At 42.5% G+C, this 15,279-nt stretch carries 17 protein-coding genes and 1 other RNA gene; 9 read left to right on the top strand and 9 right to left on the bottom strand.

All coding sequences use genetic code 11. The features are described 5' to 3' along the window. Positions 1-11 precede the first annotated feature (11 nt). Both BS333_RS22295 and BS333_RS11660 read right to left on the bottom strand, forming a co-directional pair. Positions 12-437, bottom strand: coding sequence for a protein YgfX (locus tag BS333_RS22295; protein WP_227739119.1), 426 nt, complete (start codon positions 435-437; stop codon positions 12-14). Continuing rightward, entirely contained in the window at positions 406-666 is a 261-nt protein-coding gene (locus BS333_RS11660; RefSeq protein ID WP_021710296.1) for an FAD assembly factor SdhE, read from the bottom strand. Before BS333_RS11660 ends, BS333_RS22295 begins: the two co-directional genes overlap by 32 nt. 156 nt (positions 667-822) lie before the next feature. On the opposite strand from BS333_RS11660, the gene ygfZ reads away from it, so the two are divergent. From ygfZ to BS333_RS11675, 3 genes are all read left to right on the top strand, one after another. Then, on the top strand, positions 823-1,788 hold the full coding sequence (gene ygfZ / locus BS333_RS11665) for a tRNA-modifying protein YgfZ (RefSeq protein ID WP_021710295.1): 966 nt from the start codon (positions 823-825) through the stop codon (positions 1,786-1,788). After that, positions 1,781-2,260: an aminoacyl-tRNA deacylase gene (locus BS333_RS11670; RefSeq protein WP_033003970.1), complete on the top strand. Its 480-nt coding sequence runs from the start codon at positions 1,781-1,783 to the stop codon at positions 2,258-2,260. The genes ygfZ and BS333_RS11670 overlap by 8 nt, the downstream gene beginning before the upstream one ends. Positions 2,261-2,959: 699 nt before the next feature. Beyond that, positions 2,960-3,166 carry a DUF1107 domain-containing protein gene (locus tag BS333_RS11675; RefSeq protein ID WP_021710293.1) on the top strand — a complete coding sequence of 69 codons (207 nt, stop codon included), beginning with the start codon at positions 2,960-2,962 and terminating at the stop codon, positions 3,164-3,166. Between the two features lie 46 nt (positions 3,167-3,212). Here BS333_RS11675 and BS333_RS11680 read toward each other — a convergent pair whose 3' ends face one another. Genes BS333_RS11680 through BS333_RS11690 form a run of 3 tightly spaced genes read right to left on the bottom strand, consistent with a single transcriptional unit; the run spans position 3,213 to position 6,235 of the window. Beyond that, positions 3,213-4,424, bottom strand: coding sequence for an FAD-dependent 2-octaprenylphenol hydroxylase (locus BS333_RS11680; RefSeq protein ID WP_021710292.1), 1,212 nt, complete (start codon positions 4,422-4,424; stop codon positions 3,213-3,215). Between the two features lie 29 nt (positions 4,425-4,453). Then, a complete protein-coding gene (gene ubiH, locus BS333_RS11685; protein ID WP_021710291.1) occupies positions 4,454-5,632 on the bottom strand; it encodes a 2-octaprenyl-6-methoxyphenyl hydroxylase in 1,179 nt (392 codons plus the stop codon). A gap of 24 nt (positions 5,633-5,656) precedes the next feature. After that, a complete protein-coding gene (locus tag BS333_RS11690; RefSeq protein ID WP_033003973.1) occupies positions 5,657-6,235 on the bottom strand; it encodes a YecA/YgfB family protein in 579 nt (192 codons plus the stop codon). A gap of 238 nt (positions 6,236-6,473) precedes the next feature. Between BS333_RS11690 and BS333_RS11695 the strand changes: the two genes are divergently transcribed. The 5 genes from BS333_RS11695 (at position 6,474) to serA (ending at position 9,872) form a co-directional block, all read left to right on the top strand. After that, positions 6,474-6,782 carry a cell division protein ZapA gene (locus tag BS333_RS11695; protein WP_021710289.1) on the top strand — a complete coding sequence of 103 codons (309 nt, stop codon included), beginning with the start codon at positions 6,474-6,476 and terminating at the stop codon, positions 6,780-6,782. Positions 6,783-6,790: 8 nt separating this feature from the next. Beyond that, positions 6,791-6,975: non-coding RNA, 6S RNA (gene ssrS, locus BS333_RS11700), on the top strand. A 5-nt stretch (positions 6,976-6,980) separates the two neighbouring features. Continuing rightward, positions 6,981-7,574 carry a 5-formyltetrahydrofolate cyclo-ligase gene (locus tag BS333_RS11705; RefSeq protein WP_021710288.1) on the top strand — a complete coding sequence of 198 codons (594 nt, stop codon included), beginning with the start codon at positions 6,981-6,983 and terminating at the stop codon, positions 7,572-7,574. A 58-nt stretch (positions 7,575-7,632) separates the two neighbouring features. Then, the gene (rpiA, locus tag BS333_RS11710) at positions 7,633-8,289 is read left to right on the top strand and encodes a ribose-5-phosphate isomerase RpiA (RefSeq protein WP_021710287.1); all 657 of its coding nucleotides are present in this window, start codon (positions 7,633-7,635) and stop codon (positions 8,287-8,289) included. A 353-nt stretch (positions 8,290-8,642) separates the two neighbouring features. Beyond that, entirely contained in the window at positions 8,643-9,872 is a 1,230-nt protein-coding gene (gene serA / locus BS333_RS11715; RefSeq protein WP_021710286.1) for a phosphoglycerate dehydrogenase, read from the top strand. A gap of 62 nt (positions 9,873-9,934) precedes the next feature. On the opposite strand, the gene BS333_RS11720 is transcribed toward serA, so the two are convergent. Together BS333_RS11720 and BS333_RS11725 are read right to left on the bottom strand one after the other, a co-directional pair. Then, positions 9,935-10,630: an oxidative stress defense protein gene (locus tag BS333_RS11720; RefSeq protein ID WP_021710285.1), complete on the bottom strand. Its 696-nt coding sequence runs from the start codon at positions 10,628-10,630 to the stop codon at positions 9,935-9,937. A 340-nt stretch (positions 10,631-10,970) separates the two neighbouring features. Further along, entirely contained in the window at positions 10,971-11,867 is an 897-nt protein-coding gene (locus BS333_RS11725) for a LysR family transcriptional regulator ArgP (protein ID WP_021710284.1), read from the bottom strand. Between the two features lie 210 nt (positions 11,868-12,077). Between BS333_RS11725 and BS333_RS11730 the strand changes: the two genes are divergently transcribed. Continuing rightward, positions 12,078-12,707, top strand: coding sequence for a LysE/ArgO family amino acid transporter (locus BS333_RS11730; protein WP_021710283.1), 630 nt, complete (start codon positions 12,078-12,080; stop codon positions 12,705-12,707). 148 nt (positions 12,708-12,855) lie between these two features. On the opposite strand, the gene mscS is transcribed toward BS333_RS11730, so the two are convergent. Together mscS and fbaA are read right to left on the bottom strand one after the other, a co-directional pair. Next, on the bottom strand, positions 12,856-13,722 hold the full coding sequence (gene mscS, locus BS333_RS11735; protein WP_021710282.1) for a small-conductance mechanosensitive channel MscS: 867 nt from the start codon (positions 13,720-13,722) through the stop codon (positions 12,856-12,858). A 444-nt stretch (positions 13,723-14,166) separates the two neighbouring features. Further along, on the bottom strand, positions 14,167-15,243 hold the full coding sequence (fbaA, locus tag BS333_RS11740) for a class II fructose-bisphosphate aldolase (protein ID WP_021710281.1): 1,077 nt from the start codon (positions 15,241-15,243) through the stop codon (positions 14,167-14,169). Positions 15,244-15,279: the final 36 nt, after the last annotated feature.

A 15,279-nucleotide genomic window follows, 5' to 3' on the forward strand; every position in this document is an offset into this window, starting at 1 on the left:
AAAATTATTGATCATGTAGTGTAGGGGGCTCTTGCTCCCTTTTTCCACTGCTTTAACACCAAGCATAAATGGCGATATTCCCTATCATCGCAGCTATCTCGCCAAATCGTTACCCGTTGTCCATGACCTAATCGAAAAGACACTTTTAAGCCTGCTGTCGATAAGTCCACCTGTTCCACAAGCGATGTTCGCTCTTGATGACGAACCACACCATCTCGATGGATGTACCAATAGCCACAAGAAGAAACCTCAACCAAACCATCGCGACGATATTGTGTAATCAGTAATAAGAAGAGGTATACAGACAGAATCAGTGGAATATTAAACAATAGAAGCGCCCAAGCAAAAACCAACAAAAGAAAGCGATTCATTGCTAGGGCGATGCGTGACGTCTTAACTTTTAGGTTAACGAACCTTACTGAGGTTGTGTGCGACAACTTTATCTACCATTGCCGCATGGCTCAGGTTTTCACTGCGTCCATGTCCCATGATCCAAGCAAACAAATCAGGATCATCGCATTCAAGTAAAGAGACAAAGTCGCACTGCTCTTGCTCTAACAGAGTGTCAAAGCACTCCTCAAAAAACGGCATAATCACCACGTCAAGCTCAAGCATACCTCGACGACAAGCCCACTTAATACGTGCTTTTTCTTCCGTAGTGTACATTTGGTATTCCTTAATTTATTTTTTATTGTTAGCCAGAAGTGTAACAAGGGATATGCTGCACCACTAGTGTGTGGCTCACAATCCGACAGCGAAAGCTGACAAATGCCAGTTCTGGAATTAACATAGCAAAAAATATCTTAAAAAGGCACTGTAATCATGGAATGGCAAACTCAATTCTCTCCTCTCATGTTATCGACACAAGACGCTTTGCCAGAGCTGTCTCTTTCTTTGCTAGACGACTTAGCAATGATCACCGTTACAGGAGATGATAAAAAATCGTACCTACACGGCCAAGTGACCTGTGATGTTGTCTCATTGGATGACACGCATTCGACACTTGGCGCCCATTGTGATGCAAAAGGTAAAGTCTGGAGTGTCTTCCGCCTCTTCCACCATCACCAAAGTTACGCCATGATTCAACCGAAATCTGCGATTGATGTTGAATTAAAAGAAATCAAAAAATATGCGGTATTTTCTAAAGTCACCATTGAGGAATCGAGCGATATCATTCTTGGGGTGTCAGGCGAGAAAGCTGACCACTTTATCTCAAGTTTAAGTCAAGAAACAGGAGATGTTCGCCCTGTCGACGGTGGCACTGCCATAAAAATCAACGACAACCGCTGGCTGATTGTATTAACCGAGCAGGTGGCCCAAAACTTAGTTGCCCAAAGCCAAGCCGTTCTCACTACTCACGAGCTTTGGAAACGTTTTGATGTTGAAGCTGGCCTACCGTACGTCACTGCGACAACACAGAATGAATTTATTCCTCAAGCACTTAATCTACAAGCATTAAACGGGATCAGTTTTACGAAAGGATGCTACACCGGACAGGAAACCGTCGCGAGAGCAAAGTATAGAGGCATCAACAAACGTGCAATGTTTATCGTTAAAGGGCCTTTCAAGTCATCTCTCCCAGAAGTGATAGAGCTGGAACGCAGTGTCGGTGAAAATTGGCGCTCAGTCGGTTCTCTGTTAACTCACTATTCATTTTGTGACGGGAATGCTATTGGATTAATCGTCTTGCCAAATAACCTAGACGAGGACACTCGCCTAAGGCTGGTTGCTCAACCAGAATGTGAATGGGAAATCACGACCTTGCCATACACTCTTGACGATGAATAGTACGATGCAAACCCCATTGATGCAGTTTTTAACCACCCAAAACATTGAGTTTCGCTTGCTCGAACATCAGAGGCCAGCAACAACCATTGAGGATGCTGCAGAACAGCGCGGTATCCGCCCATCACAAATGGTTAAAACACTGCTTTTACGTGATATGGGAAAACAATATGCGCTTGCTTGTGCTCCTGGTGATCGTAGTATTGACCCAAAAAAAGTGCGTCAAGCTCTCCAATGGCGGCGTATGACCTGTGCAGATCAGTCAGAAGTAGAGAGTATTACTGGCTATAAGGTAGGCACCGTAACACCTTTGATGCTTAAACGTTACATGCCCATCGTCTTAGACCCTCTGTTATTAAATGAGTCAGAAGTGACAATAAGTAGTGGAGACAGAATGGCTGGGCTTGCCTTATCCATTCATGATTTAATACAGCTTTGCCAACCAACCATTGCTGATATATGTCGTGAAGAATAGTGTTCTTCGATGTACTTGAGGTTACCTAAGACTTGATACTTTCAAAAAGTTTGATGCAACTTGTGATTTTATCTCATATTTTCGCGATATCACTCGTATTATCAACAGTGAATGAATGTATTTTAAATCAAATACCAAACATACATAGTCAGGAATCGAAAGCTTCTATATGCTGAATTTGTTGGTACGCTTTTTTGGAAAATGCGTACTCAACGAAAAGAGCCTTAACTGAAAAGATGAGCAAATCGAATGTCAGTTGGCTACTTTTTGTGTAATGCATCTGTGACTATTTGCCCGCTGGTAGCGGGCTTTTTTTTACTTTTCTGCTACGGCAATGAGCTATAAGGTATATTCTAACTAAAGCAGATATTTAGCTTCATTAGCACTAGGATTAATTTTTAAAAATATTAGTAAAATAATTAGCAAATTATCATTTCTTTTTCTATTCTTACTTATGTAACACAGTTGTTAAAATTGTTAGTTTAAAACTAAATAAGTAAGTAGAGATCCACTTAATTTAGGTTGCTGTTTTTGGGGAAAATCACATCATTTTGGTGTAAGCCAGGTAAAAACGTTCTTGGCAGCACAAATTTTCATAGCCAAGAGTTTCATCTTCAATGAATATTGTTTTTGTCACAGTAATGCTTGAGTGAGGAAGATAATATGGCCTGGCGAAGTATGAAATAAGGAAGAATAATCATGAGACTGTTTAAGCGCTATACACCCAGTATGATTGCTAAACACATCAGTCGTCTTTTTAAAGGTAGAATTTATATTTACGGAGTCGGTAAATTCGAATTCGATAACGGGAAACTTATCTTGCCAGAGAAGGCTGAAAAGCGACACTTCCGAGCAGTAAAAGAAATCAATCAAGAAATAATGAAGCTCAGATGTGCCTATGCTTAATGTAATATTAATATGCTGAATGGGCTGAACAATCTCAGCCTATTCATTACTTTTGCTGAGCAAGGTCAGGCAAGTTACCTTTCAGGCCTAAAGCTCTCTTAAGCACTTCATGTTTAGCGCCAGGCACGACCCCGACAAGACTCATTCCAACGCCTCGGAACAGCTTTTTAGCTGGATTTGCACCAGAAAATAGGTCACGAAATCCCTGCATGGTTGCAATCATCTTCGCAGCTTCTGCTTTTCGCCAGCGTTCATAACTCCGTAAATTACGTTTAGAACCAATATCGTGTCCTTGTTTCCAAAGAGACAACACTTCCTGAGCTAAACTCGCGGCATCAAGTAAACCTAAATTCACGCCTTGCCCAGCCAAAGGATGAATGGTGTGTGCAGCATCGCCAACGAGCGCAACCCGATCGACGACGAAATCGCGAGCATAGCGCATCTTTAATGGGAACACGCTTCGCTCACTCATCACTTTGCAAAGACCAAGTCGACCATCAAACTCACTTGTAAGCGATTTATTAAAGTCTTGCTCACTCATGGCTAGCAACTGTTCCGCCTTTTCTGGTGCCGTAGACCAAACAATAGAACATTGATTAGGCTGAGAAAGAGGTAAAAAGGCTAACGGCCCCTGAGGTGTAAAGATTTGTCGCGCGACGCCACCATGCTCTTCTGCAGTTGTCACATTTGCGACCAAAGCATGATGACCATAATCCCAATGAGTTAACGGAATTTCCATTTGGTTACGTACCCATGACTGAGCCCCATCAGCGCCAACGACTAACTTAGCTGTCATGGATTGCCCATTATCTAAGGTCAACCAACTTTCTTGTTCACCAACCGCTAAGTGAGTACAACGAGCAGGCATATATAGCATGATATTTTCCAGCTGCTGAACTCGCTCAAGAAGAGCCAACTGAATAACACGATTTTCCACGATGTAACCAAGATTGGGTTGAGCTAAACTCTGGGCGTCAAACTCGATATTAGCAAAGCTATCTTGCTCCCAAACTTCCATTGAATGGTAAGGAAACATGCGGCGCTGCTCAATGCCTTGCCAAGCTCCCAGATTACGTAGGATGATTTCACTCGCACGGCTTAAAGCCGACACACGCACGTCTGCTAAATCGGCCAACGTACTATCTGGAACTGAACCTTCAATCACCGCAACACGTAAGTCGCTGTCTTTAAAAGCAGCTGCAAGAGCTAACCCAACCATACCACCGCCAATAATAGCGATATCCACGCTTTGCATCATGAGTATCTGTACCTAATTTTTTGTATCGTTCATCGAGTAACTACGCCTAAAGTCTGGCGTATAAGGGGCTGCTTAAAAACAGAAAGGTTATCCATTGTAGCCAGAGCAAAATTACGCCCAATTCGCATCGCAGGAAGGTCATTAGAAAAAGTATGCACCAAAGAACTGGTTAACCAAATCGTATCATTTCGGTCTTTTTCTCTACGCTGGTGAAAGCGCATTAAGCCTTTAAAGCAACCAGCATCATGCCGCTGTTTAATGATTTCTTCCGCCAAAGAAGCGACATCACGAATACCTAAATTAAACCCTTGTCCAGCAATAGGGTGAAGCGTCTGTGCTGCATTGCCAATAATTGCAAATCGATGGGAAATATTCTGCTGGCGATGACGAAGTAACAGAGGATAATGCGCGCGTTGGCCGATTTTATGTATGTGACCTAAACGCCACCCAAAGTCATTTTGCAACCGCTGTAAAAACTCAGCATCGGATAACTTGATGATAGAACGAGCTTCATCAGGGCGAAGACACCATACTAAAGACATACGGTTATTGCTCATTGGCAAAAGAGCAATCGGTCCATGCTCTGTGAAGCGTTCAAATGCCTGACCACAGTGAGCTTCATTGGTAACAACGTTGGCAATGATTGCCATTTGGTTAAAGTCATGTTCGGTGTATGTCATTCCAATTTGCTGACAACACTGCGACACTGCACCATCCGCAGCAACAAGTAGCTTAGCTTCAAGGCACTCTCCACTTTCAAGCTCAATATTGACGTTATCCTGTTCACGGTGAATTTTCATCACCGAATCGGGACAAAATAAAGAGATATTATTCCGCTCAGCTAAGAGCTTTTGGTAAATCTTGCCAACATCGGCCAATTCCACAACGTAGCCTAATGCTTCAACGCCAACTTCTTGCTTAGTTATTTCGGTCATACCCGCATGAGTACGATCCGAAACATGAATACGTTCAATTGATGTAGCATAAGGTTCTAGTTCAGACCAAAGCTGGAGTTGGCGTAAGATATTAATCGTGCCATAGGACAAAGCAATTGAACGAGAATCAAATCCAGGGTGCTGGCCCGATTGTGCTTTAAAAGGCTCGACTACCGCGATTGTCAGGCTGCCCTCAGACAAATGATCGAGTGCTAGGGCCAGCGTCGCTCCAGCCATCGCTCCACCAGCAATAACCACATCATATTGAGTCATATTTACCTCAAACGCTGCCTAAGATTAATGGATAGTTGGTGGGGTTTGAGGGGTGTTAGGACGGTGGCCATGTTCAGCATGAATGGTCAGGACACACGCTTTTACATGCTCAATCACTTGTTCAAGTAGTTGCGCTTGTTCAGTAAGATCATCTTCCTCATCAATACCCAATTTGGCAATTTCTTCAAGATCAGCCAAAGCCTCTTTGACGTCATCCGACGCTTTACTTAAAGTAATGCCCGCCAAACCTAAGCCTGAAATAAAGTGATTTACAAAATCAGAAAGGCTATCGGCTAAAGTAAAGATGCCTTCATCTCCAGGTTCCTCGATAAGCAATAAAGAGAGCTCCATTGACGTGCCTGTTAACTCATCAGCAGTTACTTTAAACACTTGTTGAGCAAGCGCCAGAGCGGCTGTCGGCCAGCCCATTCCTTCATTGGTGTAATCAAATAGAATCGGTTGCCATGTGTTATCACTTGTTGCGATACCACCACTGAGCATCCCCGTCAATAAACCATGCAGTTCAGCAGGGGTAACAGCTAGATTGGCCGATTTTAATTCATTAGCAATAGATTGGTATTCTGGAAGCATGATTTCACTCATTTCTTGCATCATTATGTATCGCTATATCCTATCATCAAGCCCACTTGTCTGAAACGACTATCCCTGCCAATTTTGAACACCATTTGCTCAATTTGTCCAATTCCTGTGTGATCACTCAACCATTTCCATTTCTATTATGGGAAATGCTTGAATCTTAATGGCGGTTTTCCTATAGTTTCCTCCTCGGTAGTTGCATTGAGCAATGCCTTAGATATCGCGAGTGTAGAGTCTATTCATTATGAGTAATCAAGCGGTTGAGGTTGAAATCCTTGGCAAAATGACACGAGTAAACTGTCCAAGTGGACAGGAAGAGTCACTGATCGCCGCAGCAAAAGATCTCGATCGACGATTGAAAGAGATGGCTGAACGTACTAAGGTAACCAATGAGATTCAACTACTGACTTTTGCTGCTTTAAATATTTGTCACGAGCTGCAAACAAAATCTTATGAAGCAAATGGTCAGCAGCGAGAGATAACCGAGCGAATGGAAAAGCTCAATAACTCTCTAGAACAAGCGCTGACAAAGACGATGCAAGGACAGCAATAAGAACCAAATTTACCCTGGGGTGTTTGTCAGACGGATTTAAGTCCCTGAGCCGATAAGCAATCCTTAAGGGTTAGTACTTGATAACTATTGAGCAAGCTTGGCATGCACCGAGAAGCCTACGGTTATCATTGCTGATCCGCCTTGAACCAGCTGGTTCAAGGGCCACAATCCTCAACGGCACCCTGGGGTATCCTCAATATGTCAGATTTATCTCGACAAACACTACGCAAAACAATTCGACAACTGCGCTTATCTCTAGAGCGCGAAAAACAAATTCACGCGGGTAAGACACTGGTTAAGCAATGTGCACTGTTGCCAGAAATCCAACACGCGCAACATATTGCTCTTTACCTTGCCGCAGATGGTGAACTTGACACAGCACCACTTATTGATTGGTTATGGCAACAAGATAAATCGGTTTACCTACCTGTCCTTCATCCTTTCTCTCCGGGCCACTTACTGTTTCTCCTTTATGACAAACAAAAATCGTTAGTTCCAAACCAATATGGTATTTTAGAGCCCAAATTAGACATTACTGACTTAAAGCCTCTAAAAGAACTGGACATCATTTTCACCCCATTAGTTGCATTCGATAATAATGGCCAGCGGCTTGGTATGGGTGGAGGCTATTACGACCGCACACTTTCCGGTTGGTTTAATAGCGGAGAAGGTGCCAAGCCCATTGGCTTAGCGTATGACTGCCAGCAAGTAGAACAACTTCCTAGCGAAGCTTGGGACATCCCTCTGCCTAAGATCGTGACACCCAGCAAAATCTGGCGATGGGAAAAATAAAGCTGACTCGTTATAATCACGCCGAAAATAACAACGAACCCTCAATCAGGAGATAGGTATGACCCAAGATGAAATGAAAAAAGCGGCTGGTTGGGCAGCTCTCAAATACGTTGAGAAAGGCAGCATTGTCGGTGTGGGTACCGGCTCGACCGTCAATCACTTCATCGATGCCTTAGGCAGTATCAAAGATGATATCAAAGGTGCAGTGTCTAGCTCTGTTGCTTCTACTGAACGCCTCAAAGAACTCGGTATTGAAGTCTTTGAGTGCAACGACGTGATCAAATTAGATGTCTATGTCGATGGTGCAGATGAAATTAACGCAACACGTGACATGATCAAAGGTGGCGGTGCAGCCCTAACTCGTGAAAAGATCGTTGCTGCCATCTCTGATAAATTCGTATGTATTGTTGATGGTACCAAAGCTGTCGATGTACTTGGCCAATTCCCACTCCCTGTTGAAGTGATTCCAATGGCACGCTCTTTCGTTGCTCGTGAACTGGTAAAACTAGGTGGAGATCCTGCATATCGTGAAGGTGTTATCACCGATAACGGCAACGTCATTCTCGATGTCCATAATATGCAAATTACTAATCCAAAAGAATTAGAAGACAAAATCAACGCCATTGCTGGTGTAGTAACTGTCGGTTTGTTTGCTCACCGTGGCGCCGATATTGTTATCACAGGCACTCCAGAAGGTGCCCATATAGAAGAGTAATGACTTTACCCAAGTAGCCGTAAAGTGCCTTGTTCAGCGAGACGCTCTCAAAGTCACTTGGGTATAGCAGTGTCAAAATACTATATACAAAATATATATACCCAAATAACCTCAAGATGAACGCAGCATCTTGAGGTTATTTGGGTATAAACGGTGCCGAAATGCACCGTTTTTTATACCGACCAAGAAAAGCATACCTTAAAACATAATTTTCTTACCCAAAGCAATTTTTTTTGTTACTTTATTGATAGATATCGCACAGGAAAACGATTGCTTCCTTCATAAACGTATTCGTTTAATCGTTTTTCTCACCTGCGTTCATTTAGCTCACTTCCCATGTTAAGGACGATAAAATGGCAAAAATTTCATTAGAAAAAGATAAAATAAAAATTCTCTTACTCGAAGGCCTCCATCCTTCTTCTGTTGAAGTACTCCAAGCGGCAGGTTATAGCAATATTGATTATCATAAAGGCTCGCTCTCTGAAGAAGAGTTGCTCAAAGCAGTAAAAGATGTCCACTTTATCGGTATCCGTTCTCGTACTCATTTATCTGAAAAAGTCATTAGCGCTGCCAATAAACTTGTTGCGATTGGGTGTTTTTGTATTGGCACCAATCAGGTCGATCTCACTGCTGCCGCCAATCGCGGAATTCCAGTATTTAATGCGCCCTTTTCTAATACTCGCAGTGTAGCAGAACTCGTCCTTGGCCAAATCCTTCTACTATTAAGAGGTATTCCAGAGAAAAATGCCTTAGCCCATCGAGGAGTTTGGAAGAAAAGTGCTGACCATTCCTACGAAGCACGTGGAAAACGACTGGGTATTATCGGCTACGGTCATATCGGTACTCAGTTGGGTATCATCGCTGAAAACTTAGGTATGCGTGTTTACTACTACGATATCGAGAATAAGCTCTCACTTGGTAACGCAACCCAAGTCTTTACCATGAGTGACTTACTGAATAAATGTGATGTAATTTCTCTCCATGTTCCCGAAACACCAGAAACAAAAAATATGATGGGCAGTGAAGAGTTTGCCCGCATGAAGCCGGGTGCCATTTTTATTAATGCAGCTCGTGGCACTGTTGTCGATATTCCAGCCCTATGTCACAGCTTAGAATCCGGCCATATTGCCGGTGCTGCGATTGATGTTTTTCCAGTAGAACCCAAAACTAATGCCGATCGTTTCGAGTCTCCACTGCAGCAATTTGATAATGTCATCTTAACTCCGCATGTGGGTGGCTCAACACAAGAAGCTCAAGAAAATATCGGTGTAGAAGTGGCAGGAAAATTAGCCAAATACTCAGATAATGGTTCAACGTTATCCAGTGTTAATTTTCCAGAAGTGTCTTTGCCTGAGCATCGTGAGTGCTCTCGCTTATTACACATTCACAAAAATCGCCCAGGTATCCTAACTCAAATCAACACTATCTTCGCTGAAGAAGGCATTAACATCGCAGGTCAGTACTTACAAACAGCAGCTGAGATTGGTTATGTGGTCATTGATGTTGAAACACATCGCTCAGAAGAAGCATTAGTTAAATTAAAAGGAATTGAAGGCACAATACGAGCGCGCATCCTTCACTAAAAGTAAGCATATAAAAAAGCAGGGGGAATCATAGCATCCCCTCTGCTGTCTCACTTCTCGCTTTACTTCAGCTTATAAATCACATCCACTTGATCACGAATAATCAAGTTGGAATCCTGATATCCATTCGAGTTTTGCTCTGTATCCATCATCATTGAACGCATGATTACAGGCTGAGAGGGAGCCCTATCATCATTAATCAACCAAATATCACCCAATTTTTTATCAAAACCTTGCGCCAAAAAGTCTGCTTTGCTTTTTGCGTCTTGGATCGCGGCTAAACGTGCTTTTTGCTGATATTTCGTCTGATCTGAAACTTTCAATTGGATATTATCCACTTGGTTAATACCCGATTTTAGTGCCATATCAAGATATTGGTTTAGTTTGGCTAAATCCATAACCACAACATCTACCGTTCGTGATGCACGGTAACCGACAAGTTCAGAGCTGCCCGATTTCGGATAATGATATTGAGGTGAAATGTACAAATTTGAACTGCTGATATTGCTTTTGGAAATACCAATATCTTCTAAGCTTTTTAGGAAACGCTCGACAACACCATCTACTGCTTGTTTTGCCTGCTCCGCTGTTAATGTTGTCTCGACTACTCTAACCGAAAATGTTGCCATATCGGGCTTTGCTGAAATTTCACCATAACCTGTTGTTGTGACATGAGGAAAGTTAAGCCCTTCATCAGCGTAAACAGAAACACAGCAAATACTTAACGTAGTAACCAACAAACTTGAAAACCATTTCATTTAATAAACCCATCCATAATAAATATTCACAGCTCAAACTCTGAGTCAGTTGACCTTGAGACTAGACTAAAATGACCGAATAACCCTTTTGGATAAAAAGAGCTTTTTACATCGTTCTCAATTATCTAGGAAACTAAACACGGCACCAAACTGCTCGGTTTAGGCAACCTTTAGACTACGCATAGCTTGAGCTTATCTCCTAAGTGCCTGAAGAGTACTTTCAAGAGCATCTTGGGGCCACTCAGGCATATGCTATTATAGGAATATATCTGTAGGATCTAAGCCCCCCGCACAAGACTTGACACAATCCTGACTTTAAGCAGACCTTTAGCCAACAACCTTACTGCGGTAAATGATCTTGTGCATAATGCACGATTGCTTGAGAGATTTCCTGAAGTACTCCCGTTTCAAGCTGCCAATGATGCCAGTAAATTCGATAAGACATCACAAGCCCCGGGGTAATATCTATCAGCCTGCCCTGTTCTAATTCATCTTTAACCTGTATAAACGGGATCAAACAGTAAGCAACGCCAGCCAAAGCCATTTTTAAAAATGCTTCTGAGTTACTAATATTGTGATGAATGATGCTGTCTAACCTTACATCGAAATGCTCGGTCAAAAACTTTTTATGCAAATCATCGTATTTATCATATGAGACTGCTGGAGCCAGAGATAATGTTTGCCTATTAACACCATGACTGAAGAAACGTTGATAAAAATCGCAGCTTGCCACACACACGTAGTCCATACGGCCAAGATAATCGGCACGACAGCCCGCAATGGCATGTGGCTCAAGGCTAATAGCCCCAGCAACCTCACCACTTTTTAATTTTTCAAGCGACCGCGATTCACCATAAATAGTCATCTTCAGCTCAACCTGTCTTTGCTTCATAATATTCTCTAAAGCAGGTAATAACCAAGTCGCCAAGCTATCTGCATTAGTCGCTAAAGAAAGTTGAACAGGGCGAGTTTCACTGTCATTTTTCAGTTCCGGAAGAATATCATTTTCTAATAAACGTACTCTTCGATATAGCCCAAGTAACTTTTTACCAATGACTGTAGGTTGAGGAGGTTGCCCGCGAATTAAAACCGATTGAGCAATGTATTTTTCGAGCTGCTTAATTCTTTGGGACACCGCAGACTGAGAGACAAATAGGTGTTCAGCCGCTCTCTCAAAACTGCCTTGATAGATCACCGCATCAAGCGCTTCTAACCATTTATAATCCAGTCCTCGCACAATAACTCCAACCCTTCATAAGCAAAACTTATATAATATTAATATCATTAATTATACTTATTCAAATAAAATCGTTACCTTACCGCCCTAGTTTGTACCCAAATGACCTCAAGATACTTGATTCAGAGCGAGTGCCCTTAACTCGCTGAACACAGCATCTTGAAATCATTTGGGTATATATTTTAAACATCATTATTTGAGGTAAACATAGTGAGTCTTGGCGTTTTATTACAAGGGTTTGGTTTAGGGGCTTCGATGATTATCCCGATCGGTGCACAAAATGCTTATGTCCTGAACCAAGGGATCAAACGCCACCATCACCTTACTACGGCAACCATTTGTAGTTTGCTTGACACCGTGTTTATATCTTTGGGGATCTTTGGCGGTGGAGCGCTATTATCTCAAAATGAAATGCTACTCAATTTAGTCACACTCGGCGGAATCCTTTTTCTTACTGCTTATGGGCTACTGTCTTTAAAAAATGCTTTTAGCTCCACACAAACAGCAACCTCGCAGCAAGAGATCGCTACCCGAGGACGTAAGACTGTGATTTTAGGTGCCTTAGCTGTCACAGTTCTAAACCCTCACTTGTATTTGGATACTGTAGTTATACTTGGCTCTATCGGTGGCCAGTTTGAAGGCGATGAGCGTTTATCCTTCGCTATCGGTACTATCATGGCTTCTTTCGTCTGGTTTTACACTCTGTCAATCAGTGCAGCTAAACTTGGACCGACTCTATCAAAACCGAAGGTGAAAAAAGGCTTGGACATTGCGATTGCTTGTATGATGTTCACGATCGCATCACTGCTGGTCAACGAGTTACTTAAGAGTAATATTTAGTCTCGCATTTTATCCAGACTTCTCAAGTTACCGACTGAATCACATCGTTGATTGAGCCTAAACGTATTTGGCTAAAAATATATTTATCTCTAACAATAAGCGAGGCTATTGCCTCGCTTAGTCAATGTATGAATATACTTAGATAAAATTATGCATTCACTTTATTTACATGCACATCCATCTGTGGATATGGTATTTCAATCCCTGCCGCATCTAATGCTTCTTTCAACGCCTGAGTCGAGTCAAAATGAACTCCCCAGTAATCGCCGGTTTTACACCATGGCCTCACGACAATATTAACGGAAGAATCTGCGAGTTCAACAACACCTATCGTCATATCCGGGTCCTTAAGAATACGAGGATCTTTTTCTAGCGTTTCACGAATAATTTGTTGAGTTTTCTGTAAATCAGCGTTGTATGAAACACCAATCATCATATCAACTCTGCGTGTATCATGGCGAGAGTAGTTCGTGATCGCCCCACCAATAACAGCAGAATTAGGAACAACGATCATTTTATTGTCTGGGCTTTTCAAAACCGTTTGGAAAATTTGGATCGAGTCTACCGTACCAGCGGTTCCGCCGACCTCAACATAATCACCAGACTTAAACGGACGGAAAGCCACAATAAGAACCCCTGCGGCAAAGTTCGATAGAGACCCCTGTAAAGCCAAACCGACAGCTAAACCAGCAGCACCAATAATCGCAACAACAGAAGCCGTTTGAACGCCTAAACGCCCTAGTGCTGCAATCAACACAATAACAAACAGAAGATAACGAACTAGACCATGGACGAATTCGACAACCGCCTTATCCATGTTTTTCTTTTCAAGCACTTTTGCAACACTGCCTGCAATAGCCTTGACAATAATGTTACCGATAAAAAGAATCAGTATTGCGGAAATAATATTCACACCATACTGCACGATAAGGTCAGAGTTATCATTCAGCCAAGCTGATGCTTTATCCACCCCTCCGGAAATCGAGGTTTCCAACCCCGTCGAATCTCCTGCCATAATTCCTACCCTCAAATTAACTCAATCATTGAGCAGCCATAAAGGAAAACCTGTTCGCTCTTTCTTTACCACTACTCCTCGCTTAAATTGGTGAACGGTCATTGTTTTTTGTGGCGCTTGTTATGCCAGAGCTCTGGTACATAGGCGTGAGTAAAGAATGGCAAAACAGTGCGTTATCCAATAGTTCCGACACCGTCCTGTTAAAGGGTATGCAATGCTTTTACATTTTTCCACCAAGTTGACTAAATTTTATTCTTCTTTATTGATGACTTAGCACATTGAAAGCAGAAAAAAGTAATAAGATTATAAATAAAGCTTAGCAATAAAATTTCTTACGAAATTCAATTAAACATTCTGTTCAAGTGGCCCCCCAAAGTAGCTTGAAAACAATAAAAAAAAGCCCACTCAAAAGAGCGGGCTAACTTTTAATCTCGAATCAGACGATTACAGTACATCAACTGCGTTTAGGTCTGCGAATGCTTTCTCTAGACGAGCAACCATTGAAGTTTGACCAGCACGTAGCCATACACGTGGATCGTAGTACTTCTTGTTTGGCGCATCTTCGCCAGTTGGGTTACCAATTTGACCTTGTAGGTAATCGTGGTTCTCTGCTTCGTACTTGCGGATACCATCCCATGTTGCCCACTGTGTATCAGTATCGATGTTCATTTTGATCACACCGTAGCCGATAGACTCTTGGATTTCAGCTTCAGTTGAGCCAGAACCACCGTGGAATACGAAGTTTAGAGCGTTAGGTGCAATACCAAACTTCTCAGCACAGTATGCTTGAGAATCACGTAGGATAGTTGGCGTTAGTACAACGTTACCTGGTTTGTAAACACCGTGTACGTTTCCGAAAGAAGCAGCGATAGTGAAGCGTGGGCTCACAGCGCTTAATTTTTCGTATGCGTAAGCAACGTCTTCTGGAGAAGTGTAAAGCTCAGATGCATCCATATCAGAGTTATCTACGCCGTCTTCTTCACCACCAGTACAACCTAGTTCGATCTCGATTGTCATGTTCATTTTAGCCATGCGCTCTAGGTACTTAGCACATGTCTCGATGTTCTCTTCTAGAGACTCTTCAGAAAGGTCTAGCATGTGAGAAGAGAATAGAGGCTTACCAGTTTGAGCGAAGAACTCTTCACCCGCATCTAGTAGACCGTCGATCCATGGAAGAAGCTTCTTTGCAGCGTGGTCAGTATGAAGAATAACAGGTACGCCGTAAGCTTCAGCAACCGCGTGAACGTATTTAGCGCCTGCTACAGCACCAAGGATTTGAGGACCTTGACCTTCAAGTTTTACGCCTTTACCAGCAAAGAAAGCCGCACCGCCGTTAGAGAATTGAATCACAACTGGCGCTTTCACTTTTGCCGCAGCTTCCAGTACTGCGTTTACAGAGTCAGTACCTACTACGTTTACAGCTGGAAGGGCAAAATTGTTCTCTTTTGCTACTTCAAATACTTTCTGTACGTCATCGCCAGAAATAACACCTGGTTTTACAAAGTCGAAGATCTTAGACATGGAGGTCATCCTATTTATCTGTCGTTTTTTAAACAA

Source organism: Vibrio azureus (genome assembly GCF_002849855.1).
In the GTDB taxonomy this organism is placed as follows: Bacteria; Pseudomonadota; Gammaproteobacteria; order Enterobacterales; family Vibrionaceae; genus Vibrio; species Vibrio azureus.